A 23,670-nucleotide genomic window follows, 5' to 3' on the forward strand; every position below is an offset into this window, starting at 1 on the left:
ACATGGGGAGAGATACTCAGTTCGCGGCGGGCGACTACCCTCATCAGGTGATGAGCGAATCACCACGATCTGATGCGACCACCCCCGATCCGGCCGCCACGCTGGCGTTGACCGGGGAACGAACGGTTCCCGGCATCCCGGAGGAGAACTACTGGTTCCGGCGGCACGAAGTCGCCTACGAGTACATCGGCGACCTCGTCGACGGCCTCGACGTCCTGGAGGCCGGTTCCGGCGAGGGCTACGGCGCGGATCTGCTGTCGCGCCGGGCGCGTGGCGTCGTATGCGTCGACTACGACCAGTCCGCGGTCGAACACACCAGGGCGCGCTACCCGCGGTTGACCGTCCACCAGGGCAACCTGGTCGACCTCCCACTCCCCGACGGCTCGGTGGACGTCGTGGTCAACTTCCAGGTGATCGAGCACCTGTGGGACCAGCCTGCCTTCGTCGCCGAGTGCCACCGCGTGCTGCGTCCCGGTGGACGGCTGTTGATGTCGACGCCGAACCGGATCACCTTCACCCCGGACAGCGACACCCCGGTCAACCCGTTCCACACCCGTGAGCTCAACGCGATGGAGCTCACCGAACTCCTCGTCGACGGCGGGTTCACCGTCGACCGGATGCTCGGGGTGCACCACGGGCCGCGACTGCTCGAGCTCGACGCCAAGTGGGACGGATCGATCATCGACGCACAGATCCAACGGGCCCTCGCCGACGAACCGTGGCCGGCCGCGCTGGCCGCCGACGTCGCCGCCGTCACCACCGCCGACTTCGACATCCGCCCCGGCGACGTCGACGCCAGCCTGGACCTGCTCGCGATCGCAGTCCGCCGGTGAGTCTCTCCTCCCCCGCCGAGGTGCCGGGCCGGTTCACCCTGGTCCTGCACTCACACCTGCCGTGGTTGGCCAACCACGGCCGCTGGCCGGTGGGTGAGGAATGGCTCTACCAATCGTGGGCGGCGAGCTACCAGCCGGTGTTCGCCGTGCTGCGCGGTCTCGCCGACGACGGCTTCACCGACGTGATGTCGCTGGGCATCACCCCGGTGCTGGCCGCCCAGCTCGACGACCCGCACTGCACCTCGTCGATGTACGAGTGGCTGGCGAATTGGCAGCTGCGCGCGATGGAACTGGCCACCGACCGCGACCCGGTCCGCGCGGCCGCCGGCACCGCCCACTACCGCGCCGCGGCCGCGGCGCTGGCGGACTTCGAACAGCATTGGCGCCACGGCGCGTCGCCCGCCATCCGCGGGCTCCTGTCGTCGGGGATCATCGAACTGCTCGGCGGACCGCTGGCCCACCCGTTCGCCCCGCTCCTCGACCAGCGCCTGCGACAGTTCTCCCTCGCCGAGGGGCTCGCCGATGCCCATCGTCGCTGGGGGCGCACCCCCGTCGGCATCTGGGCTCCCGAGTGCGCCTTCGACCCCGGCATGGAATACGAGTACGCCGACGCCGGCGTCGGGCACTTCATGGTCGACGGCCCGACCCTGCACGGAGACACCGCCCTCGGGCGCCCGGTGGGCGACACCGACGTCGTCGCCTTCGGCCGCGACCTGACCGTCAGCTACCGCGTGTGGTCGCCCAAGTCCGGGTACCCGGGGCACGCCGCCTATCGCGACTTCCACACCTACGACCACGACTCGGGGCTCAAACTCGCCCGCGTCACCGGTCGCACCGTCGACGGGCCGGACAAGGCGCCCTACGACCCCGACCGCGTCGACCCGGTCATCGACAAGCACGTCGACGACTTCATCGCGACGGTGCGCGACCGGCTGATCACCGAGTCCGAGCGCATCGGGCGACCGGCGCACGTCGTCGCCGCCTTCGACACCGAGCTGTTCGGCCACTGGTGGCACGAGGGGCCCGTCTGGCTCGACCGCGTGCTGCGCCGTCTCCCCGATGCCGGCGTGCGCGTGTGTTCGCTGGCCACGGCGCGCGCGGAGGGCTTCGTCGGCGAGCCGGTCGACCTGCCCGCGTCGTCGTGGGGGTCGGGCAAGGACTGGCGGGTGTGGGCCGGCCCGCAGGTGCAGCACTTCGTCGACCTCAACGCCGAGGTGGTGGACACCGCGCTCGCCGCCGTCGACAAGAACGCCGACCCCACGACCGTCCGCCACCGCGTCAACGACCAGATCCTGCGCGAAGCCCTGATGACGGTCGCCTCCGACTGGCCTTTTATGGTGTCCAAGGACACGGCCGGCGGCTACGCCACCGATCGGGCCCACAAGCACGCGCACGCCACGCGGGAGATCGCCGACGCGGCCGCCCGGGGACGCGAGTCGACCGCGCGGTCGCTGGCCGACGGCTGGTTCGCGGCGGACAACCTGTTCGCCGACCTCGACGCCCGGCGCCTGCCCGGGCCGGAGGCATACACGAAGGGAGTCGGCGGATGAAGCTGCTGCTGGTCTCCTGGGAGTACCCGCCCGTCGTCGTCGGCGGATTGGGCCGCCACGTGCACAACCTAGCCGTCGAGCTGGCGGCCATCGGCCACGACGTCGTCGTGCTGACGCGCCGGCCGACCGGGTCGGACGCGATGACACACCCCACGACGGTGACCACCGCCGAAGGGGTGCGCATCATCGCCGCCGCCGAGGATCCGCCCGAGTTCGACTTCGGCACCGACATGATGCCGTGGACCCTGGCCATGGGGCACGCGATGATCCGCGCCGGCTTGCGGCTGCTGCGCGACGACGGGACCGGCGAGGCGTGGACGCCCGACGTCGTGCACGCCCACGACTGGTTGGTCGCACACCCGGCAATCGCGCTCGCCGAGTTCTTCGACGTACCGCTGGTCGCCACCATCCACGCCACCGAGGCGGGGCGGCACAGCGGCTGGGTGGCCGCGAAGACCAATCGCCAGGTGCACTCGGTCGAATGGTGGCTCGCGCGGGAGGCCGACGCGCTGATCACCTGCTCGACGTCGATGCGCGACGAGGTGAGCCGACTCTTCGGCCCCGAGTTGGCCGAGATCCAGGTCATCCACAACGGCATCGCCGTCGACGAGTGGCCGCACTCGCCGCGGGCGGCCCAGGGCGGCCCCGCCGAGCTGCTGTTCGCGGGCCGCCTGGAGTACGAGAAGGGCGTGCAGGACCTGTTGGCCGCGCTGCCGCGGATCCGACGCACCCATCCCGGCACGACGCTGACCATCGCCGGGTCCGGCACCCAGCTGGACTGGCTGCAGGAACTGGCCCGCAAGCACCGCGTCGTCGGCGCGGTCGACTTCGTCGGCCCGGTGGAGCGGTCCGAACTGATCGCGCTGATGCACCGTTGCGCGGCGATCGTGCTGCCCAGCCGCTACGAGCCGTTCGGCATCGTCGCCCTCGAGGCCGCCGCCACCGGCATCCCCCTGGTGGTCTCCACCGCGGGTGGATTGGGCGAGGCGGTCACCGACACGGTCACCGGCATGACCTTCCCACCCGCCGACGTGACGGCGCTCGCCGCGGCGGTCCGGACCACCCTCGACGATCCGGCGGCCGCCGAGCAGCGCGCCCAGCGCGCCTACGACCGGCTCACCGAGGAGTTCTCCTGGCGCACGGTCGCCGAGCGCACCGCGGGGGTCTACCTGGCCGCCAAGCGGCGCGTCCGGCACCCGATCGGCCGGCCGAACATCGTCGAGCGACCACTGCCCGAGCGGGACCCCAACCAGCCCCTCGGCTAGGCCTTCGGCTCGGCGTCGGTGTCGATCATCCACGGCACGCCGAACCGATCGGTGCACATGCCGAACGCCGACGCCCAGAAGGTCTCCTGGATCGGCATCGTCACCTCGCCGCCGTCGGACAGCGCCGCGAAGACCTCGCCGGCCGTGGCCGCGCTCGGCGCCGTGTAGGACACGGTGAACCCGACTTTGCGACCCTCGTCGCCAGACGGGTCGTCCGAACCCATCAGCAACCCGTCGCCCACCTTGAGCGATGCGTGCATCACGACGGAGTCGCCGGCGCCGGGCATTCGGGCATCGGGCGGGGCGTCACCGTTGCGCATGAGGGACAGCTCGCCCCCGAACACGTCGTTGTAGAACTGGAAGGCCTCGGCACAGTTGCCGCTGAAGAACACGTAGGCGTGGAATGCCATCGTCGATCACCTCGCCTTCGAGTGTGCGCGTAATCGGGGCCGGACGGAACCCCCCGGCCGCACCGCGGTCACCCGACCTTCTTCGCCGCCTTCTTCTTGCGCTCGATATCCGCCAGGGCTCGCTCGTGCTCGGCGCGCTCGGCGGCGTTGGCCTCCCAGTCGTCCTTGCGGTTGCGCACCACTCGCGCGGGTGCCCCGACGGCGATCGCATAGTCGGGGATCACCCCTTTGACGACCGCGTGCGAACCCAGGACGCAGCCGCGGCCCACGATCGTGTTGCGCAGCACCGACACCTTGGCCGCGACCCAGGTATCGGGACCGATCCGCACCGGCCCCTTGACGATGCCCTGGTCCTTGATCGGCAGCTCGAGGCTGTCCATCTTGTGGTCGAAGTCGCAGATGTAGCACCAGTCGGCGACCAGCGTCGACGCCCCGATCTCCATGTCGAGGTAGGAGTTGACGACGTTGTTGCAGCCGAAGACGACCTTGTCGCCGATGCGCAGGCTGCCCTCGTGGGCGCGAATCGAGTTGCCGTCGCCGATGTGCACCCAGCGCCCGATCTCCATCCGGGACAGTTCGGGCGTCGCATGGATCTCGACCCCCTTCCCGAGGAAGACCATGCCGCGCAGCACGACGTGCGGGTTGGCCAACCGGAATCGGGCCAGGCGCAGATAGCGGACCAGGTACCACGGCGTGTAGGCACGGTTCGCCAGTACCCAGCGCAACGAGTCGAGGGTCAGGAACCGCACCTGGTCGGGGTCGCGCCGTCGCCCGGCGCGCCACCGGTCCCGGTACGAGGCGTTCCACATCGTGGTCATGGGAGAAACCTTAGTGGAGCGCGAAATCGGACACGATAGGCTCACTGGGCACCCCGACGGACCCCCGTCGGCAGACCCCATGCGAAGGAGCACTCGATGTCGCGAGGACCCCGGCCGACCATGGCCCGCCGCGTCGTGCGGGCGGCGGTGAGTGTGGCCGCCGCCGCGACCACCGTCGCGCTGGTCGCCTGCTCGGACGGTCAGGTCCAGGTCAAGTCGCTCGCCAGCCCCGGCTGGTCGAGCTACGGGGGCAACGCCGGCAACACGAACTTCGCCTACCCCGAGGTCCCCGACGACCTCGCATTGAGCTGGACCCGCCCCACCGGCGGCCCGATCTCGTCGCCGGTGACCGTCTCCAACCAGTCCAACGTCAACGTCACCAGCAGCACCGCCGACGGCTGCAACTGGATGGTCCTCGATCCGCGCGCCGGCCGGCTAAACTACTGCAAGCGGATGCGCCCGGGCATCGAGGTGCAGTCCTCGCTGATCGACCAGTTCGACCAGCCGTACGTCGGCGAGCAGACGATGTTCCTCGGCTGGACCGCGGGCGGCGCGATCCGCTGGCGCATGCCGGTGATCGGTGTGCCGGTGTCGGCCAAGTTCGCCGCGCCGTCGGTCGTCTTCCTCGCCACCACGCAGGGACAGATCCTGCTGCTCAACACACAGGACGCGACCTTCGCCGCCCCCGAGGTACGGCTGCGCGCCGACGCCAACCCGGACGACGCCATGGCCGGCTTCGGCGACTGTGTCGTCAGCGGCCCCCGCTGCGGCATCCCCGCCCCGGCCGCGGTCGACTTCGACCGGCAGCGCGCCTACCTGAACTTCTGGCCGCAGGGCGCGATCGCCTCCCAGGTCCGCGCGCTCGACTACGGCGAGGTGGACGGCAAGCGGGAGGTCCGCGAGGCCTGGCACGCCGACATCCCCGGCGGAATCGTCGGACCGGCCGCGGTCTCGGCCGACGGGCAGACCGTCTACGCGTTCAGTCGGCTGGGCAAGCTCGTCGCCCTGCACGCCCAGGACGGCAAGACCAAGTGGACCTATGACTACGGCGATCCCGGCTTCGCAACGCTGACCGCCACCCCCGACGGCAAGATCATCCCCACCGGCCCGTTGGGCGGCCCGCTGCGGATGCTCGCCGACCGCGGCGACAAGGCCGAGCAGGTGTGGTCGCGCGACGACCTGAAGACCGCCAGCCTCTCGACGCTGACGAACTCGGGCACCGCGTGGACGGTCGTGCGCCAGGCCGACGACAACCTCGCCCTGATGGAGGTCTCCGCGACGGACGGCAAGACGCTGCGCACCCTTCCGCTGCCGGACGCCAAGGGCTTCACCACGGGCGTCGCGGTCTCGCCGAAGGGGCAGATCGCCGTCGGCACGCACATCGGCAAGGTGTACTTCTTCGACTCGAAGGCCGAGATCGGCAAGTAGCCCCGGTCAGTAGGGCCGGCGCACGCCCGGCTCGCAGACGAAGGCCACCCCGCGCGCCCCGATCCGGGTGATGACGAGGGTCAGTGCCGTCGTCCCCTTCAGGCGCAGCCGCTTGCGCAGTTGGTCGGGGTCGACGTCGACGCCGCGCACCAGGATCTCCAGGCTCCCGCAGCCCCGGTCGGCGAGCGCCTTGCGCAGCGGCTTCTCCTTCATCGGTACCTGCTCCAGCACCGCGAAGCCGCGCTCGCCGGGCGGGATCGCGTCGCCGCTCAGGTAGGCGATCTTGGGGTCGAGCTGCCACAGGCCGTGCCGCGCGGCCCAGTGCTTGACCAGGCCGGCGCGCACGATCGCGCCGTCGGGGTCGACTATCCACGTGCCGGGCGGTCCGACAGAGGCGTCGTCGGACTCGAGGTCGGTGACCTCTTCGACGTGCAGCCGACCGTCCACCTCGCGCAGGACCGTGGCGCGCTGGGCCACCCCGTCGTCGAGTTCGGTCCACAGGCAGGCCTCGCGCACGCCGCCGTCGAGGGAGACGACCTGCACCTGCCCGTCGAAGCCGAACCGGGCGCGCAGCGTGCCGTAGTCGATCCCCGGCGCGCACTTGACCGCCAGCGGGCGACCCGCATAGAGGGTGAGGACGTCCAGCAGCGGCGGTGAGGTCCCGTCGATGCGGAAGGTGCGCGCGCCCCCGCTGCGCCGGGCCGGATCGGCGATCAGCACGTCGGCGGTCGAGGTCGGGGTCAGCGCATCGGCGCGCAGGAGCGTGGCCCCGTCGACGTTGTGCGCGGCCATGGCCAGGCGCACCGGGTCCAGGTCCGAGCCCAGGACCCCGCCGATCCCGGCGGCGGCGGTGAGTTCGATCAGTTCGGCACCGACCGAACAGGTGACGTCGTGCACGACCGCGCCCGGGAACCGTCGGGCGATCTCGGCGGCCCGATGGGCGGCGACCACCGAGGCCGTCGCCTGCTGCAGGGCCTCATCGGTGAGCAGCCAGTGCTGCGGGTCGCGCAGCCGACCGACGGCACGCCGTCGGCAGCGCACCGTCTCGGCCAGCGCGGCCGCCCGCTGCCCGTACCGGGCCCGCAGCTCCGCCACGTCGGCGATCAGCGAGTCCGGCGTCAGGGCCAACCGGTCGGCGTTCTCCAACGCCTTGACCCCGTGCCGCGACCGCAGGAAGGCGACGTCGTCGGTGGTGATCACGCGAAGTGGATCAGGCGGTCGGCTTGGTGCCGGTGACCAGCACGTTGTAGAAGAACTGCGGCGGCACGAACTTCTTCAGGACCTTCTCGTCCAGCCACGTCATCCGCTTGTAGCCGCCGTAGGCGAACCCCGCCCAGCCCCAGCCCAGCTTCTCCTTCGGCACCGCGGCCTCGAAGGTGCGAACCGGCCAGCCGAGCATCGCGGCGGCCAGTTCCTCACTGGCAGTCTCGACGTTTTCGGCGCCGGCCGAGGTCGCCAGCTTCTCCAGGTCTGCCGGTGAGAAGGTGTGGATGTCGACGACGGCCTCGAGGGCCGCGGCGCGCGAGGACTCGTCGAGCTCCTCCTGCGGGCGCCGCCACTCCTTCAGCTTGCCGAACCGGGTGATGTTGGTGGTGGCCCACCAGGTGGCCCGGCTCATGCGGCGGGCGTAGAAGTCGCCGATGGTCGAGGGCTCGCCGGCGAACACGAAACGGCCGCCCGGCTTGAGGACGCGCAGCACCTCGCGCAGCGACTGCTCCACGTCGGGAATGTGGTGCAGCACGGCGTGGCCGACGACCAGGTCGAAGGTGTCGTCCTCGTAGGGGATCTTCTCGGCGTCGGCGACGCGGCCGTCGACGTCCAGACCCAGGTTCTCGGCGTTGCGCAGCGCGACCTTGACCATGCCCGGCGACAGGTCGGTGACCGACCCCTTCTTCGCCACGCCGGCCTGCATCAGGTTGAGCAGGAAGAAGCCGGTGCCGCAGCCCAACTCCATGGCCCGCTCATACGGCAGGGGCGCGTCGGGGACGATCTTGTCGAAGCGCTCCTTGGCGAAGTCGATGATGCGCTGGTCGAAGGAGATCGACCACTTCTCGTCGTAGGTCTCGGCCTCCCAGTCGTGGTACAGCACCTGGGCCAGCTTGGTGTCCTGCATCGCGGCCTGAACCTGCTCCTCGGTGGCATGCGGGTTCGGCGCGGGATCGGATTCCGGCGTGTTCGTGGACATTGCTGCAGTCTATCGGCCGGTGAACTTGGCCTTGCCGGGACCGTTCTCGACGAAGGACTCCATGCCGATCTTGCGGTCGTCGGTGGCGAACAGGCCCGCGAACAGCTGGGCCTCGATGGCCAGCCCGGTGGTCAGGTCGACGTCGAGGCCGCGGTCGACGGCGGCCTTGCCCGCGGCCAGTGCCACCGAGGCGGCGCCCGCGAACTGGCCGGCCCACTTCAGCGCGGCGTTGTACACCTCGTCGGGGGCGACGACCTCGTCGACCAGCCCAATCTCGAGGGCTTCGGCCGCCTCGACGAAGCGCCCGGTGAAGATCATGTCCTTGGCCTTGGCCGGTCCGATCAGCCGGGCGAGGCGCTGGGTGCCGCCGCCGCCGGGGATGACGCCCAGCAACACCTCGGGAACGCCGAGCTTGGCGTTGTCGCCGGCGATGCGGCGGTCGGCGCCCAGGGCGACCTCCAGCCCGCCACCGAGGGCGTAACCGGTGATGGCCGCGACCGTCGGCTTGGGGATCCGCGCGATCGCGCCCAGCCCGTCCTGCAGCTTGCCGGCGACCTTGTTCATCTCGGCGAAGCCCATGTCGTTCATCTCTTTGATGTCCGCGCCCGCGGCCAGCACCTTCGGGCCGCCGTAGACGATGACCGCCTTGATGTCGTCGCGGACGCTCGCCTCGTCGGCGGCCGCGGCCAATTCGGTCTGCACCTGGCGGTTCAGGGCGTTCATGGGCGGTCGGTTCAGCAGGATGGTGCCGACGCCGGGGTGGTCTTCCGAGGTTTCCAAAGTGACGAACTCAGCCATGGCCACAACCCTATACGCTGGGCATCGTGGCTGATCGCGGCGACCGCCTCCCCATCGAGGCCGACGGGCGGATCGTGGAGCTGTCCAGCCCGGACCGCGTCTACTTCCCCGAGCGCGGCGAGACGAAGCTCGATCTCGCCCGCTACTACCTGAGCGTCGCCGACGGGATCGTCCGCGCACTGCGCGACCGGCCGACGATGCTGCACCGCTTCCCCAAGGGCGTCGCCGGGCCGAAGGTCCACCAGAAGCGCCTGCCCGGCGGTGCCCCCGACTGGATCGAGACCACCGAAATCTACTTCCCGCGCTACGGGCGGACCGCCGACGAACTGTGCGTGACGGGCATCGCCGACGTCGTCTGGGCGGTGCAGATGTCCACCGTCGAGTTCCACCCGTGGAACTCGCGGCGGTTCGACGTCGAGAAGCCCGACGAATGGCGCATCGACCTCGATCCGATGCCCGACTGCCCCTTCGAACGGGTGCGGCGCGTCGCCCGGACCGTGCATGAGGTCCTCGACGAGTTGGGCATCCGGGGCTTCCCGAAGACCTCCGGCGGGCACGGGCTGCACGTCTACGTGCGGATCGCCCCGGAGTGGGGGTTTGCCGACGTGCGTCGAGCCGCACTCGCCTTCGCCCGCGAGGTGGAGCGACGCCTGCCCGATGATGCGACGACGACGTGGTGGCGCAAGGATCGGGACCCGACCGCGGTGTTCCTCGACTTCAACCAGAACACCCGTGACCACACGATGGCCGCGGCCTATTCGGTGCGCGGCAACCCGCGGGCGACGGTGTCGGCGCCGGTGACGTGGACCGAGGTCGACGAGGTCGTGCCCGACGACTTCACCATCGCCACGATGCCCGCGCGCTTCGCCGACCTCGGGGACCTGCACGCGGAGATCGACGACGTCGCGCATCGCATCGACGTGCTCCTGGAGTGGGCCGCCCGCGAGGACCTCGATCCGCCCCCGATCGACTAGGGCTTGCGGCGGAAGAACGTCTCCCGCGCCTGCGGGTTCATCGAGGCGAAGTACTCGTCGGCGTGGGTGAAGCGCATGCCCTCGAAGTCGTCGTTGGGGGTGCCCGGTTCGATGGGGCTGATGGTCCGCTTGGCGTCGAACAGGTCGGCCACCGAGGCGTAGGAGGCCAGTTCGCGCAGCTGCGTCCAGGTCGGCGGCAGGAGGAAGTGCTTGCCGGCCGTCCAGTCCTCGAGCGCGCGGGACGCCGAATACCACTGCGCCGTCTCGACCTCTGACGTCTCGGCGTCCGCGTCTTGCCCGGCGGGCAGTTCGGCGAGGAAGAACCGGGTGTCGTAGCGGCGCTTCTCGATCTTGGGGGTGATCCAGTGCGCGAGGGGGCGCAGCAGATCGGCGCGCAGCGCAAGGTCGTGCTCGCGGAGGAACTCGGCGAAGGACAGTTCACGGCTCTCCAGGGCCGCTCGCGCCGGCATCAGCGACGCGACGTCGGCGGCCGAACCGTCGGGGTGGGTGACCAGGAGGACCCCGCACTCCTCGAAGGTCTCGCGGACCGCCGCGCACACCAGCTGCTGGGCGCCCGTGGCGGTGGTCGAGAAGTGCTCGGCCCACCACTGCACGTCGGGGCCGATCCACGCCAGGTCGGCATCTGCGTCGCGCTCGTCGACGCCGCCGCCGGGAAAGACGGTCATGCCGCCGGCGAAGGCCATCTGCTGGACGCGGCGCTGCAGGAAGACGTCGACGCCGTCGTCGCCGTCGCGGACCAGGACGACCGTCGACGCGTCGCGCAACGGGGGGGTATCAGTCATGATGCGTACGTTACGCCCGCACCCTGATCAATTGGGCGTGTAGCCACCCTCGCCGGTCGTGCCGTTGTAGTGGAAGGTCCGGCCGCTGAGTTTGATCTCGACGTCGGTTCCCAACGGCTGCTGGGCGAGGAGCCGACGCTCGTATTCGGCGGCTTTCGCGTCGTATTCGGCGGCCTTGTCGGGCGCGAACTTCGACGCGGTGCACAGATCGATCAGCAGGTACAGGTAGGCCTGCACCGCGACCTTGTTGGACTCCGTCTCGGGGATCTGTTTCCACAGGTCGCCGGAGGCCCGCAGCTGCTTGTACTTCTCCAGCTGGGCGTCGCAGCCCGTCGTCGGCGCATCCTCGGTGGGCGTGCTCGTCTCATAGGTCGGCGGTACGACGTAGGAGGACTCGACCGCGGACGAGGAGTCGCGGCCCGAGGAGTACATGACTGCGGCGATCACGACGCCGATCAGTGCCGCGAGCAGCACGAACACCGCGACGATCGACACGATGAGGGTGGTGTTCGACTTCGGAGCGGGCGGCGGTGGATACGCCACCTGACCGTACGGCTGCTGACCATAGGGCTGCTGGTACGGCTGCTGCGGCTGACCGGGCTGTTGACCGTTGGGCGGCTGCCCCTGCGGAGGTCCGTACGTCATCTCAGTTCCCCTGTCGGTGCCCACCGGCCCGCCGTGCTCGTCGGGCGAAGTAGCGACCGTCGATGGTGTCGAGGGCGATCTGCTGACGGAAGGCGGTCGAGAGGTTCTGCGCCGTCAACACGTCCGACAGCAAACCCTGCGCGACCACCCCGCCCTCGGAGAGCAGCATCGCATGGGTGAACCCCGGGGGTATCTCCTCCGGATGATGGGTGATCAGGACGATCGCCGGTGCATCGGGATCGGCGGCGAGCTGTCCCAGTCGTTCGACGAGTTCCTCGCGGCCGCCGAGGTCGAGGCCGGCGGCCGGCTCGTCCAGGAGCAGCAGCTCGGGGTCGGTCATCAGCGCACGGGCGATCTGCACGCGCTTGCGCTCACCCTCCGACAACGTGCCGTAGGTGCGCCGGGCCAGGTGTTCGGCGCCGAGCGACTCGAGCGTGTTCAGCGCTTGGTCGCGATCCATCGCGTCGTAGTTCTCGCGCCACCGTCCGAGGACCGAATACCCCGCCGACACGACCAGGTCCTCGACGATCTCGTCGGGCGGGATGCGCTCGACCTCTTTGCCGCCGGTCATCCCGACGCGGGTGGTCAGCTCGCGCAGATCGACCCGTCCGAGACGTTCTCCCAGTACGAAGGCGGTGCCGCTCGTCGGATGGGCGCGCGCCGCGGCGAGGGACAGCAGCGACGTCTTTCCCGCGCCGTTGGGACCCAGGACCACCCACCGCTCGTCCAGCTCGACCTGCCAGTCGACGGGTCCGACGAGGGTCTTGCCCTCGCGCACCAGCGATACGCCGCGGAAGTCGATGAGCAGGTCGGGATCGGGGAGTTCGGTGGTCACTCCCCTATCGTGCCGGATCGTCGCGCGACGCGCCGTACCGCCCTCGCGCGCCGCGCCGTCGGCGAGGGAATACCCGGACCCGGCACACCGCTGTACCTTGACGTGCCCGCAGACAACGCTTCCCCGATCGGCGTCCCCCTGTCCATCCTCGACCTGGCGCAGGTCGGCCCCGGTGAAACCGTCCGGGAGAGCCTGGCCCACTCCACCGAGTTGGCGCGGTTCGCCGACACCGCCGGTTACGACCGCATCTGGTACGCCGAGCACCACAACATGTCGGCCATCGCCTCGGCCGCGCCCGCGGTGCTGATCGCACACATGGCCGCGCACACCGAGCGGATCCGGCTCGGAGCGGGCGGGGTCATGCTGCCCAACCACTCACCGCTGACGATCGCCGAGCAGTACGGCACCCTCGCCGAGCTGCACCCCGGCCGGATCGATCTCGGTCTGGGTCGCGCACCCGGTGGGGACCAGGCGACGTTCGCCGCCCTGCGTCGCACGCACGCCGCCGCCGACCAGTTCCCGCGCGACGTGCTCGAGCTACAGGGCTACCTGCGCGACGAATCACGGATCGCGGGAGTGCGGGCGACCCCCGGCGCCGGCACCGACGTCGACCTCTACATCCTGGGGTCCTCGCTGTTCGGCGCGCAGCTCGCCGCCGCGCTGGGGCTTCCGTACGCCTTCGCCTCGCACTTCGCACCGCAGGCGCTCACCGAGGCGGTCGCGCTGTACCGGCGCGACTTCACTCCCGCGCCGTTGCCCGGCGGCGGGCAGAGCGAGCCGTACGTGCTGGCCGGGGTCAGTGCCATCGCCATCGACGACGTCGATCTCGCCCGGGCCCAGTTCGACGACGCCAAACGCCAGCGCATCAAGCACCTGGTGGCCCAACACCGCGCACTCACCGACGAGGAGGCGGACACCCTGGTCGACTCGCCGGTCGGCCGCCAGGTCGCCGAGATGATGCGCTACAGCGCCGTGGGCACGCCTGCCGACGTGCGGGACAAGCTGCGCGACTTCGCCACCCATGCCGACGCCGACGAGTTGATCGTCGCCTCGCTCGCGCCGGATCGAAAAGTGTGGCTGGAGACCTTCGCCAACCTGGCCCCGCAACCGGTTAAGAGCCGGTAGAGATCGCATCACCGACCGCCAACAACACTGGCGTGACGGGTGGGACTGCCGTTACGTTTGGGAAATGTCGATCAACCGTAGACAATTCCTCGCCGGCACGGCGCTGGGCGCCGTCGGCGCCGGTGCCGCCATCGTGCTGAAGTCGACCCCCGCGCTGGCCGCACCCGGTCTGCCGCAGTCGCTGGCGGCCGGCACCAGCCACGGCACGCTGCTGGACTACTCGAAGGCCGTGCCGTCGCCGCTGGCGATCCGGGCCGCCGGCCACCTCGGTGTCGTGCGCTACGTGTCCGATCGTCGACCCGGTGCCGAGTTCATGAAGGCCAAGCCGCTCACCGCGCCCGAAGCGGTCACCATGCGCGCGTCCGGCCTCACCGTCGTCTCCAACTATCAGTTCGGCAAGGGCAAGACCGCTGATTGGCTCGGTGGCTATGACGCCGGGGTCAAGCACGCCAAGCGCGGCCTGGAGCTGCACACGCAGGCCGGCGGACCGGCGGATGCGCCGATCTACGCCTCGATCGACGACAACCCGACGAGGGGCCAGTTCACCGCGAAGATCGCGCCCTACATCAAGGGGTGGGAATCGGTGATCGGGCACGGGCGGACCGGGATCTACGCCAACGCCCCGACCATCCAATGGGCGGTCGACGCCGGGTTGGCCAGCTGGTTCTGGCAACACGACTGGGGCACGCCGAAGGGCTACCTGCACCCGTCGGCGCACATCCACCAGATCCCCGGCCAGAAGTACGTCGGCGGCTGCGAGGTGGACGTCAACACGATCCTCAAACCGAACTACGGCCAGTGGGTGGGCTCCATCGGGAGCTGATCACGGTCACCGACCCCGGCGCGATCTCGGTGAACCCGGCGTCGCGGACGGCGACCGCGCGCCCCTGACCGGCGTCGACGAGCAGCCGCGCCCACCCCTCGGACGTGGGTGCACACACCGACAGCGGGCATCCGTCGAGCAGCCACCGGTACGTCTCGTCGACGGTCAACAACGACACGGCCAGCATCGCCGCGTGCCCGACCTGGGCGGCGGTCTTGCCCACCGTCATCGGCAGGTCTGGATTGACCCACAGCACCACCGGCCCCGCCGACGGCTGCGCCGGTAGGTCACCGGGCACGTCCGTGCCCTCGATCTGCAGTTTGCGGACGCGTTGGTCGACGTCACCCACGCGTGACGGGACGAAGGCCCGGGCCGACTCGCCCTCCGATTCCGTGGTCACGCCCCACACCTGCTGCGCCGCCGCCCACTGGGCGCCGCGGGCGCGGCGGGCGATCTTCCGGATGCGCGCATCGCACCAGCCATCCATCGACGCCGCCCACGGTCCGCCGGGCGCGCTGCGCTCGTCCAAACAGAGCAGAACGACCGCCCGTGCGGCGGCGACGAGCAGCGGCGCGCGCTGCGGCGGATCGGCCTTCTCCACCCGCAGGGCCATCTGCATCGCCCAGACCTGCGCCGGGTCCTCGGGGTCGGCCCGGTCGGCGCCGGTCAGGTAGCCGGTCAGCCGTGCACGGTTGGCGGCGACGGCGTCGCGCGAGGGCACACTCGGCGGAATTCCGGGCACACTCGGCGGAATTCTGGGCACGCTCGGCGGGATCTCGGGCACGGTCGGCGGCGGTCGGCGATTAGTCGAGGGGGACGCGGCGCAGCGTGCCGTCGACGGCGTCGGCAGCCTCGATCTCGTCCCGCGTGATGCCGAGGATGAACAACACCGCATCGAGGAACGGATGGCTCAGCGCCGTGTCGGCGACGTCCCGCAGCGCGGGCTTGGCGTTGAAGGCGATACCCAGGCCGGCCGCACCCAGCATGTCGATGTCGTTGGCGCCGTCGCCCACGGCGACCGTCTGCTCCAACGGCACCCCCGCCTGCTCGGCGAAGGTGCGCAGTGCACGGGCCTTGCCCGCCCGGTCGACGACCTCCCCCACGACGCGGCCGGTGAGCTTGCCGTCGACGATCTCGAGCGTGTTGGCGCGCACGAAGTCCAGGTCCAATTCGCGGGCGAGCGGCTCGATGACCTGCTCGAACCCGCCGGAGACCACTCCGCAGCGGTAGCCCAGTCGGCGCAGCGTGCGGATCGTCGTCCGTGCCCCCGGGGTGAGCTCCAGGGTGTCGGCGACCTCGTCGACGACACCGGCGTCCAGCCCGGCCAGTGCGGCGACCCGTCGGTGCAGGGACTCCTCGAAGTCGATCTCCCCGGCCATGGCCGCCTCGGTGACGGCCGCGACCTCGGCTTCGCGCCCGGCCCGTGCCGCCAACATCTCGATGACCTCGCCCTGGATGAGCGTCGAGTCCACGTCGAAGACGATGAGGCGCTTGGCCCGGCGGGCGATCCCGGCACGTTCGACCGCGATGTCGATCTCGTGGTCACCGGCGACCTCGACGAGCTTCTCGCGCAGCTCGGAATCGGCGAGCGGCGTGTCCGCGGAGGCGCTGACCATCAGCTCCAGGCCGGTGACCGGGTAGTCGGCGACGCCGCGGATCGAGTCGATGTTGGCGCCCAGCGCCGCCAGGGCCGCGGCCAGCGACCGGAAGGCGCGCGCGGTGACGGGACTGCCCAGCACCACGACGGCGTGCGTCGACGGCGGCTGGGCGACAGCGTTGTTACCGGCCTCTACGTGGACGGCGAAGCCCTCCGCGATGAGGCCCGCGGCGGCGATGGCCTCGTCGACGCGATCGGTGAGGTCCTCGACGTCCGGCACGGCGGCCACGAGGACGCCGAGGGTCAGCCGACCGCGGATGACGACCTGTTCAACGTCGAGCAGCTCGACGCCCGCCTGGGCGAGCACGCCCATCAGGACGGAGGTGACTCCGGGGCGGTCGGGACCGCTGACCGTGATGAGGACCGAGGGGGTACCCGGCTGCCCCACCGGTCAGTGACCGTCGGAGCCCGCGTGGGCCTCGGCGCGCATGCGTTCGATCATGTGCGGGTAGTGCAGCTCGAACGCCGGACGCTCCGAACGGATCCGGGGCAGCTCGGTGAAGTTGTGGCGCGGCGGCGGGCAGGAGGTCGCCCACTCGAGGGAGTTGCCGAAGCCCCACGGATCGTCGACCGTGACGACCTCGCCGTAGCGGTAGCTGCGGAAGACGTTCCACAGGAACGGCAGGGTCGAGATGCCCAGGACGAGGGCGCCCGCGGTCGAGATCATGTTCAGCGTGGTGAAGCCGTCCGACGGCAGGTAGTCGGCGTAGCGGCGCGGCATGCCCTGGTTGCCCAGCCAGTGCTGCACCAGGAACGTCAGGTGGAAGCCGATGAACGTCAGCCAGAAGTGGATCTTGCCCAGGCCCTCGTCGAGCATGCGGCCGGTCATCTTCGGGAACCAGAAGTAGATGCCCGAGTACGTCGCGAACACGATCGTGCCGAACAGCACGTAGTGGAAGTGCGCCACCACGAAGTAGGAGTCCGACAGGTGGAAGTCCAGCGGCGGGCTCGCCAGCAGGACGCCGGTCAGACCACCGAAGAGGAAGGTGACGACGAAGCCGAGCGCGAACAGCATCGGCGTCTCGAAGGTCAACTTGCCCTTGAACATCGTGCCGATCCAGTTGAAGAACTTCAGTCCGGTGGGCACGGCGATGAGGAAGGTCATGAAGGAGAAGAACGGCAGCAGGATCGCACCGGTCACGAACATGTGGTGCGCCCACACGGCGACCGACAGGGCCGCGATCGACAGCGTCGCGTAGACCAGGCCGGTGTAGCCGAACAGCGGCTTGCGCGAGAACACCGGGAAGACCTCGGACACGATGCCGAAGAACGGCAGCGCGATGACGTAGACCTCGGGATGGCCGAAGAACCAGAAGAGGTGTTGCCAGAGGATGACGCCGCCGTTCGCCGGGTCGAACAGGTGGGCGCCGAAGGCGCGGTCCACTTCGACACCGAGCAGCGCGGCGGTCAGCAGCGGGAAGATCAGCAGGATCAGGATGCTGGTGACCAGGATGTTCCAGGTGAAGATCGGCATCCGGAACATCGTCATGCCGGGGGCGCGCAGACACACGACGGTGGTGACCATGTTCACCGCGCCGAGGATGGTGCCCAGACCACCGACGCCCAGGCCCATGATCCACAGGTCGGCGCCGACGCCGGGCGAGTGGATGTCGTTGGTCAGCGGGGTGTACGCGGTCCAGCCGAAGTCGGCCGCGCCACCCGGTGTCAGGAAGCCGGCCAGCGCGACGGTCGAGCCGAAGACGAACAGCCAGAAGCCGAAGGCGTTCAGCCGCGGAAAGGCGACGTCGGGGGCGCCGATCTGCAGCGGCAGCACGAAGTTGGCGAAGCCGATGACGATCGGGGTCGCGTACATGAGCAGCATGACCGTGCCGTGCATGGTGAACAGCTGGTTGAACTGCTCGTTGGAGAGGAACTGCAGGCCCGGGTGGGCGAGCTCGCCGCGCATCAGGAGGGCCATCAGACCGCCGATGAGGAAGAACACGAAGCAGGCGACGATGTACATCATGCCGATCAGCTTGTGATCGGTCGTCGTCAGGACCTTGTACAGGAACGAGCCCTTGGGCTGGTAGCGCTCCGGGTACGGGCGCACCGGTGCCACTTGTGTTGTGGGCTGATCAACCGCGGTCACAGTTCCTCCTCGAGGGCGAGCGTTAGTGCCAATCCTAAACCCTAGGAAGGCCTCTCGTGCCCCGGGTCCTACGAAGTGTCGTAATTGATCTCGCACCGCGCCGTAGCCGCAGGTCGTCGCCCCGGCAGTGCTAGCGTTTGGGCGTGCATCGAATCCTTCGCCACACCGGTGCGGCGGCCGTCGCGGCCCTCGCGGGAATGACCGTCCTGTCCGCCTGCGGGAGCGACGACGTGCTGCGGACCCCCGACGGGCGACCGATCTCGACGTCGACGACGCGGATCGCCGAGGTGAACCTGGTCCACCCGGACCGGGACTACTCCAAGACCTGCCTGTCGCCCACCCCCGCCGACCCCGGGCGACCCGATCCCGCCCGGATCGTCGTCACCGACCCGGCTCTGCTCGACGCGGTGTGCGCCCTGGGTATCGGCGGCAAGGTCGTCGCGGTCACCGCGGCGCCCGGATCGGTCCCCGCCTACCTCGGCCCCCAGCTCACCGGGGTGCCCGCCATCGGCGTCTCCCCGGACCGCGCCGAGGCGACCCGGCTCAAGCCCGACCTCGTGCTCACGACCCCCGCCACCGCGACGTCGGCGGCGGCGTTCGCCGGGGTCCGTTCGAGTAGCGTCGACCCGTCCGATTGGGAGGCCGCCTTCCGCGCCGCCGCCGGCGCGCTGGGCCGCTCGTCGGCCGCCGACCGGAGGCTCCGCGAGTTCCACACCGAGGCGAGCGCCATCGGCGCGCGCAAGGACGCCGCCCACACCGAGGTGTCCCTGGTCCGGTTCGGCCCCGACTCCGAGACCATCGCCGGCACGCGCAGCTTCGCCGGCCAGATCCTCACCTTGGTCGGCGCCCAGCGCCCGCAGCGCCAGCGTCAGCCCGAGCCGTTGACCGTCGGCGAGGACAACTTCACCGCCGCCGACGGTGACCTCATCTATGTGAGTTTCGAGCCCGACGGATTGGACCACGGCAAGTCGGTCCTGCTCTCGGACCGCTGGCTGGACATGGGTGCGCCCACGTGGAAGCGCGTCCTGGGCGTCGACGACGAGGTTTGGTACCGGGCGTCGGGCCTGGCCGCCGGATGGTTGGTGTTGAACGACATCAAGGAGTCGTTGACCGGGAACTCCGCCGAGTACTAGTCGTCGGCCGGCTCGTCGCCGGCGGCCGCCTCACCGACGGGTTCGACGTCGTGGCGGTGATGGGCCACGTCGTGCAGGAGATAGCGCAGCAGGTGATCCGCGGTGAACTCCTGCCCGTCGCGCGTGCCCGAGCGCTCCCAGTCGTCCTCGGCCATGCCGTCGATCAGCCGGCCCAACCGCTCGCCGTCGGCCGAGATCTCCTCGGCGACGATCGCGGGATCCTGGTCGTTGTAGCGGGCCGCGACGGCCGCGGCCTCCTGATCCCAGCCGGCGAAGGCCGGGGCGTCGGAGGACACGACGAGTCCGACCCGGTCGGTGAAGAGCCGGATGACGTCGCGCACGTGCGCGCCGTACTCCAGCGGCGACCACACCTGCGGCGATCGGCGCTCGCGCAACTCGTCCTCGTCGCCGCCGCGCAGGAACGTCGCCCAGTCGGCCGTCGCGTCCAGGAGCGTTGGCGCGATCTCGTCACGACTGGGCGCCGACGCGTCGAATCCGCATTCCTCGCACCTGCGCTGCGCGAAGACGCTCCAGTCCTTGGTGTCGGTGGCCACGGATCCAGCCTAGCCAGCCCGTCGGCCCGATCCGGTGTCACCGCGCCGCCGTAGGGTTGCCGTATGCCCGCCGCCTCCCCCGCTCCTGCGCGCGCCGCGGTGCTGCGTGCGCGGTGGCAGCCGGGTCTGGGCCTGGCATTGTGGCGCCCCGACGACACCCCGTCGACGACCGACGAGCCCCTGGCGGCCGACGAGGTGCCCGCGGCGATCGCCGAGTTCCTCGTCGACCGGGTGCCGCGGCGGCGGCTGCCGTCGGTCGGGCCCGACGGGCGGCGAACGGTCCATCCGTGCGTCGTCCTGGGCCGCACCACGACCGTGCACCTGCTCGCGGCGTTGGACGAGCAGACCGTCGCACACGTCGGTGGCGAACTGCGGTACTACCGTCGGCTGCTGCACGGGGTGACCGCGGCCGCCGCGACCGGGATCGTGGCACCCGCGGTCGCGGTCGTCGACGGCGAACACCTGCTGCGCTGGCAGGTCGTCGCCACCAATCCGGCCTGGCGCTCGTGGCTGGCGGCCATGCTCGACCGGTGTCCGGAGGCGTTGGTACGCGCCGATCCGCACAGCGGCGGCCGCGACAGCGCGATTGCGGACTTCGTCGCAGAGATGACCGACGCGGTGTGCCGCGAACGCCTGCGCGACGAGCACCCCCGCCTCCTGGCCGACCTGGTGGAGCCACCGCATCCGTTGACCGGCGATCGGGGGCCGGCGGCGTTGACCGCCTGGAGCCAATGGTCGGGCAGCGCCGCCGCCGGGGAACCGGCCGCCCTCTTCCGTCTGCACCTGCCCGACGATCCGGCCGACGGTGCCGCGGCCGACCTGCCGTCGACGTGGCGCCTGCAGGTGTGCCGCCGCGACCCGACCGGCGCGATCGTCGCCGTGGAACCCCACCGGGCTGCCGGCGCCGAGCTGGAGGACATCACCTCCGCCCTGGCCGACGCGCTGGCCGTGTGCCCCGGACTCGGTGCCGCGGGCAGCGACCCGCATTCGCTGGACTTCCTGCTCACCACCGCCGACGCCGAGGAATTGCTGACCGACGGTGCGGCCCGCCTGCGCGAGGCGGGATTCACCGTGCTGCTGCCGCGCAGCATCGCCACCGTGCGGCCGGGGTTGCACGCCCAGGCGCGACCGGTCGCGACGAACACCGGCCGGGCCGCGATGGTCAGCCTGGACGACCTGGCCGACTTCGAATGGCGGCTCGCACTCGGCGACGGCCCCGGCGCGGCGCAGCTGTCCCAGGGCGAGCTGGACGAGCTCGCCCGCCAGCAGGGCGACCTGGTGCGGGTGCGCGGCGTGTGGGTCCTCGCCGAGAACGCCGCGCTGAGCCGCGCGGCCCGCTTCATCCTCGAGCAGCGGTCCGGCACCGACGCGTCGGCCCAGGCGCGCGACCTGCTGGCGCTGATCAGCGGGGGCGCGGAGTCCTCCCTCCCGGTCCCGGTGATCGGCGCACCCGGATTGGACTGGCTCGACGACGTCGCCACCGGTCGTGGGCTGAGGCCGACGCCGGTCGAGCCGCCCGCCTCCCTCGCCGCCCGGTTGCGCCCCTACCAGCGGCGCGGGTTGGACTGGTTGGCCCACCTGTCCGACCGGGACATCGGCGGCGTCCTCGCCGACGACATGGGCCTGGGCAAGACCGTGCAGGTCATCGCCCTGCTCTGCCACGAGCGCGCCGGCACGACCCCGCCGGCCCCGACGCTGATCGTCTGCCCGATGTCACTGGTCGGCAACTGGACCCGCGAGCTCGAGCGCTTTGCACCGCACCTGCGCGTCGTCGTGCACCACGGGCCGGACCGCCTCGCCGGGGAGCGGTTCCATGCCGCGGCGCGCGACGCCGACGTCGTGCTGACCACCTTCGCCATCGCGACGCGCGACCGCGACCTGCTGACCGGGCCGGGCACCGACCGGGGGTGGCGCCGCCTGGTCGTCGACGAGGCACAGCACGTGAAGAACGTGGCCACCGCCGCCGCCAAGGCCCTGCGGTCGATCCGGGCTCGGCACCGCCTCGCCCTCACCGGCACGCCGGTGGAGAACCGGCTCGAAGACCTGCGGGCCGTCGTGGACCTGGTCAACCCGGGGATGCTGGGATCGGCGTCGACGTTCAAGGCCCGCTTCGCCGAACCCATCGAACGGGATCGCGACGAGACGACCGCCGCCCGACTGCGCGCGATCACGCGGCCGTTCATCCTGCGCCGCTGCAAGACCGACCCGGACATCGTGGCCGGCCTGCCGAACAAGACCGAGTTGATCGTGCGCGCGAATCTGACGGTCGAGCAGGCGTCGCTGTACCGCGCGGTCGTGGACGAGCTCATGGCCGCACTCGCCGACAGCAGGCAGCGCGCTCTGCGCCGTCGCACGGTGCTCGCCGCCCTCACCCGGCTCAAACAGGTGTGCAACCACCCGGCGCACTATCTCGCCGACGGGTCGCCGGCGATGCGCGACGGCATGCACCGTTCGGGCAAGGTCGAGCTGCTCGCGGACCTGGCGACCACGGCCGCCGACGAGGGCGACCGCATGCTGGTGTTCACCCAGTTCGCCGAGTTCGCCCATCTGCTCGCGCCCTGGCTGGGGGATCTGCTGGGCGCACAGATCCCGGTCCTGCACGGCGGCCTCGCCCGCGCCGAGCGCGACCGCCTCGTCGCCGACTTCCAATCCGACGCGGGTGCGCCGCTGATGCTGGCGACCCTCAAGGCCGGTGGCACCGGGTTGAACCTGACGGCGGCCAACCAGGTCGTGCACGTCGACCGGTGGTGGAACCCGGCGGTCGAGGACCAGGCCACCGACCGCGCCTATCGGATCGGGCAGCGCCAACACGTCCAGGTGCGCAAGTTCGTCTGCGTCGGCACGCTCGAGGAGCGGATCGACGAGATGATCGCCGCCAAGCGGGAGCTCTCGGCCCTGACCGTCCGCACCGGCGAGAGCTGGCTGGCCGACCTGGGCGACGCGGAGGTCTTCGACCTGCTCGCCCTGCGCGACGAGGCGGTGAGCGAGTGATGGCCCGCTCCCCCCGGCGCGCCCCGCCCCGCGCCTACGGCGTCACGCCGTGGGGAGCGGCCTTCCTCCGTGCGTTCGCAGGGGCGGACACCCGCCGGATGACGAAGGCGCGCGGCTACTTCCGCGACCGCCACGTGCAGGCGCTGAGCATCGACGCCGGCCGCGTGACCTCGTCGGTCTCGGGCAGCCAACTCGATCCGTTCGCGGTGACGATCGAGCTGCGCACCGTGGACGCGCCCACCGTCGTCGGCCTGCTGCACCGCACCGGTCGCGTCGGCGACCTCACCGAGGTCGCGCGCGGCGGTCAGCCCGGCGGTCTGCTCGAGTTCGTGGCGCCGACCGAGAGCGCCGATGCGACGACGGCCTGTACGTGTCCGGTCGACGACCTGTGCATCCACGTGCTCGCCACCGCCTTCGAGGTGGCGGCGGCGGTCGACCGCGACCCCGCGGTGCTCCTGGCCGTCATGGGCGCGCCGCTCGCCGAGCTGTTGGCACTCGCCAACGCCTCTGACGCCTCTCCCGGGTCTGCCGATACGGTCGAGACGGCGGTGGGCGGGCCCGTCGTCGCCGACTTCCACGGCGACGACACCCTCCTGCCGGATCCGCCGTTGCTCACCGTCGCCAACCCCTTCACCGAGTTCGAGGCACCGCTGTTGCGGCGTGCACTGCGGGCGACGGGCATCGCGGCAGTCGACGTCGCCGAGGCGACCGACGAGCTGGCGGTGCTGTACGAGCGGCTCACCCGGGACTGAGC

At 70.8% G+C, this 23,670-nt stretch carries 22 protein-coding genes; 10 read left to right on the top strand and 12 right to left on the bottom strand.

Annotated elements, in window-relative coordinates:
• Nucleotides 1-50: 50 nt before the first annotated feature.
• Genes QM634_RS04495 through QM634_RS04505 form a run of 3 tightly spaced genes read left to right on the top strand, consistent with a single transcriptional unit; the run spans nt 51 to nt 3,648 of the window.
• Nucleotides 51-833 carry a class I SAM-dependent methyltransferase gene (locus QM634_RS04495; protein ID WP_415041575.1) on the top strand — a complete coding sequence of 261 codons (783 nt, stop codon included), beginning with the start codon at nt 51-53 and terminating at the stop codon, nt 831-833.
• On the top strand, nt 830-2,383 hold the full coding sequence (locus QM634_RS04500) for a 1,4-alpha-glucan branching protein domain-containing protein (protein WP_415041576.1): 1,554 nt from the start codon (nt 830-832) through the stop codon (nt 2,381-2,383). Before QM634_RS04495 ends, QM634_RS04500 begins: the two co-directional genes overlap by 4 nt.
• The gene (locus QM634_RS04505; RefSeq protein WP_415041577.1) at nt 2,380-3,648 is read left to right on the top strand and encodes a glycosyltransferase family 4 protein; all 1,269 of its coding nucleotides are present in this window, start codon (nt 2,380-2,382) and stop codon (nt 3,646-3,648) included. Before QM634_RS04500 ends, QM634_RS04505 begins: the two co-directional genes overlap by 4 nt.
• Here QM634_RS04505 and QM634_RS04510 read toward each other — a convergent pair.
• Both QM634_RS04510 and QM634_RS04515 read right to left on the bottom strand, forming a co-directional pair.
• Nucleotides 3,645-4,058, bottom strand: a complete 414-nt coding sequence (locus QM634_RS04510) for a VOC family protein (protein ID WP_415041578.1) — start codon at nt 4,056-4,058, stop codon at nt 3,645-3,647. The two genes, QM634_RS04505 and QM634_RS04510, sit on opposite strands and share 4 nt — an antisense overlap.
• Nucleotides 4,059-4,126: 68 nt before the next feature.
• Entirely contained in the window at nt 4,127-4,876 is a 750-nt protein-coding gene (locus QM634_RS04515) for an acyltransferase (RefSeq protein ID WP_415041579.1), read from the bottom strand.
• 96 nt (nt 4,877-4,972) lie between these two features.
• On the opposite strand from QM634_RS04515, the gene QM634_RS04520 reads away from it, so the two are divergent.
• Nucleotides 4,973-6,304, top strand: coding sequence for a PQQ-binding-like beta-propeller repeat protein (locus QM634_RS04520; RefSeq protein ID WP_415041580.1), 1,332 nt, complete (start codon nt 4,973-4,975; stop codon nt 6,302-6,304).
• Between the two features lie 6 nt (nt 6,305-6,310).
• Here the strand turns inward: QM634_RS04520 and QM634_RS04525 are convergent, their stop codons facing one another.
• Genes QM634_RS04525 through QM634_RS04535 form a run of 3 tightly spaced genes read right to left on the bottom strand, consistent with a single transcriptional unit; the run spans nt 6,311 to nt 9,287 of the window.
• A complete protein-coding gene (locus QM634_RS04525) occupies nt 6,311-7,504 on the bottom strand; it encodes a THUMP-like domain-containing protein (RefSeq protein ID WP_415041581.1) in 1,194 nt (397 codons plus the stop codon).
• Between the two features lie 10 nt (nt 7,505-7,514).
• Nucleotides 7,515-8,489: a class I SAM-dependent methyltransferase gene (locus tag QM634_RS04530; protein WP_415041582.1), complete on the bottom strand. Its 975-nt coding sequence runs from the start codon at nt 8,487-8,489 to the stop codon at nt 7,515-7,517.
• A gap of 9 nt (nt 8,490-8,498) precedes the next feature.
• Nucleotides 8,499-9,287, bottom strand: coding sequence for an enoyl-CoA hydratase/isomerase family protein (locus QM634_RS04535; RefSeq protein WP_415041583.1), 789 nt, complete (start codon nt 9,285-9,287; stop codon nt 8,499-8,501).
• Between the two features lie 26 nt (nt 9,288-9,313).
• Here QM634_RS04535 and ligD point away from each other — a divergent pair, with 26 nt between their 5' ends.
• Entirely contained in the window at nt 9,314-10,261 is a 948-nt protein-coding gene (ligD, locus tag QM634_RS04540; RefSeq protein WP_415041584.1) for a non-homologous end-joining DNA ligase, read from the top strand.
• Here the strand turns inward: ligD and QM634_RS04545 are convergent.
• From QM634_RS04545 to QM634_RS04555, 3 genes are read right to left on the bottom strand one after another with little or no spacing between them, the layout of a single operon-like run.
• Nucleotides 10,258-11,064 carry an NUDIX hydrolase gene (locus QM634_RS04545; protein ID WP_415041585.1) on the bottom strand — a complete coding sequence of 269 codons (807 nt, stop codon included), beginning with the start codon at nt 11,062-11,064 and terminating at the stop codon, nt 10,258-10,260. The two genes, ligD and QM634_RS04545, sit on opposite strands and share 4 nt — an antisense overlap.
• 27 nt (nt 11,065-11,091) lie before the next feature.
• The gene (locus QM634_RS04550) at nt 11,092-11,709 is read right to left on the bottom strand and encodes a hypothetical protein (protein ID WP_415041586.1); all 618 of its coding nucleotides are present in this window, start codon (nt 11,707-11,709) and stop codon (nt 11,092-11,094) included.
• Nucleotide 11,710: 1 nt separating this feature from the next.
• Nucleotides 11,711-12,544, bottom strand: coding sequence for an ABC transporter ATP-binding protein (locus QM634_RS04555; protein ID WP_415041587.1), 834 nt, complete (start codon nt 12,542-12,544; stop codon nt 11,711-11,713).
• Nucleotides 12,545-12,646: 102 nt separating this feature from the next.
• Here QM634_RS04555 and QM634_RS04560 point away from each other — a divergent pair, with 102 nt between their 5' ends.
• On the top strand, nt 12,647-13,669 hold the full coding sequence (locus QM634_RS04560; protein ID WP_415041588.1) for an LLM class flavin-dependent oxidoreductase: 1,023 nt from the start codon (nt 12,647-12,649) through the stop codon (nt 13,667-13,669).
• Nucleotides 13,670-13,733: 64 nt separating this feature from the next.
• A complete protein-coding gene (locus QM634_RS04565) occupies nt 13,734-14,492 on the top strand; it encodes a DUF1906 domain-containing protein (protein ID WP_415041589.1) in 759 nt (252 codons plus the stop codon).
• On the opposite strand, the gene QM634_RS04570 is transcribed toward QM634_RS04565, so the two are convergent.
• From QM634_RS04570 to ctaD, 3 genes are all read right to left on the bottom strand, one after another.
• Nucleotides 14,449-15,213: a peptidyl-tRNA hydrolase gene (locus tag QM634_RS04570; protein ID WP_415041590.1), complete on the bottom strand. Its 765-nt coding sequence runs from the start codon at nt 15,211-15,213 to the stop codon at nt 14,449-14,451. The genes QM634_RS04565 and QM634_RS04570 overlap by 44 nt on opposite strands.
• Nucleotides 15,214-15,295: 82 nt before the next feature.
• Complete coding sequence (gene serB, locus QM634_RS04575) at nt 15,296-16,537, bottom strand: phosphoserine phosphatase SerB (protein WP_415041591.1); 1,242 nt, start codon at nt 16,535-16,537, stop codon at nt 15,296-15,298.
• Nucleotides 16,538-16,540: 3 nt separating this feature from the next.
• The gene (gene ctaD, locus QM634_RS04580; RefSeq protein WP_415041592.1) at nt 16,541-18,238 is read right to left on the bottom strand and encodes a cytochrome c oxidase subunit I; all 1,698 of its coding nucleotides are present in this window, start codon (nt 18,236-18,238) and stop codon (nt 16,541-16,543) included.
• Nucleotides 18,239-18,435: 197 nt separating this feature from the next.
• On the opposite strand from ctaD, the gene QM634_RS04585 reads away from it, so the two are divergent.
• Nucleotides 18,436-19,371, top strand: a complete 936-nt coding sequence (locus QM634_RS04585; RefSeq protein ID WP_415041602.1) for an ABC transporter substrate-binding protein — start codon at nt 18,436-18,438, stop codon at nt 19,369-19,371.
• Here the strand turns inward: QM634_RS04585 and QM634_RS04590 are convergent.
• Nucleotides 19,368-19,925 (bottom strand): DinB family protein, encoded by a 558-nt coding sequence (locus QM634_RS04590; RefSeq protein WP_415041593.1) that lies wholly within the window; start codon nt 19,923-19,925, stop codon nt 19,368-19,370. The two genes, QM634_RS04585 and QM634_RS04590, sit on opposite strands and share 4 nt — an antisense overlap.
• A 63-nt stretch (nt 19,926-19,988) precedes the next feature.
• Here QM634_RS04590 and QM634_RS04595 point away from each other — a divergent pair, with 63 nt between their 5' ends.
• Entirely contained in the window at nt 19,989-22,916 is a 2,928-nt protein-coding gene (locus QM634_RS04595; protein WP_415041594.1) for a DEAD/DEAH box helicase, read from the top strand.
• Entirely contained in the window at nt 22,916-23,668 is a 753-nt protein-coding gene (locus tag QM634_RS04600) for a hypothetical protein (RefSeq protein WP_415041595.1), read from the top strand. The genes QM634_RS04595 and QM634_RS04600 overlap by 1 nt, the downstream gene beginning before the upstream one ends.
• The last annotated feature ends 2 nt before the right edge of the window (nt 23,669-23,670 follow it).

This window comes from Gordonia sp. (in: high G+C Gram-positive bacteria) (assembly GCF_047606305.1).
Taxonomy (GTDB): domain Bacteria; phylum Actinomycetota; class Actinomycetes; order Mycobacteriales; family Mycobacteriaceae; genus Gordonia.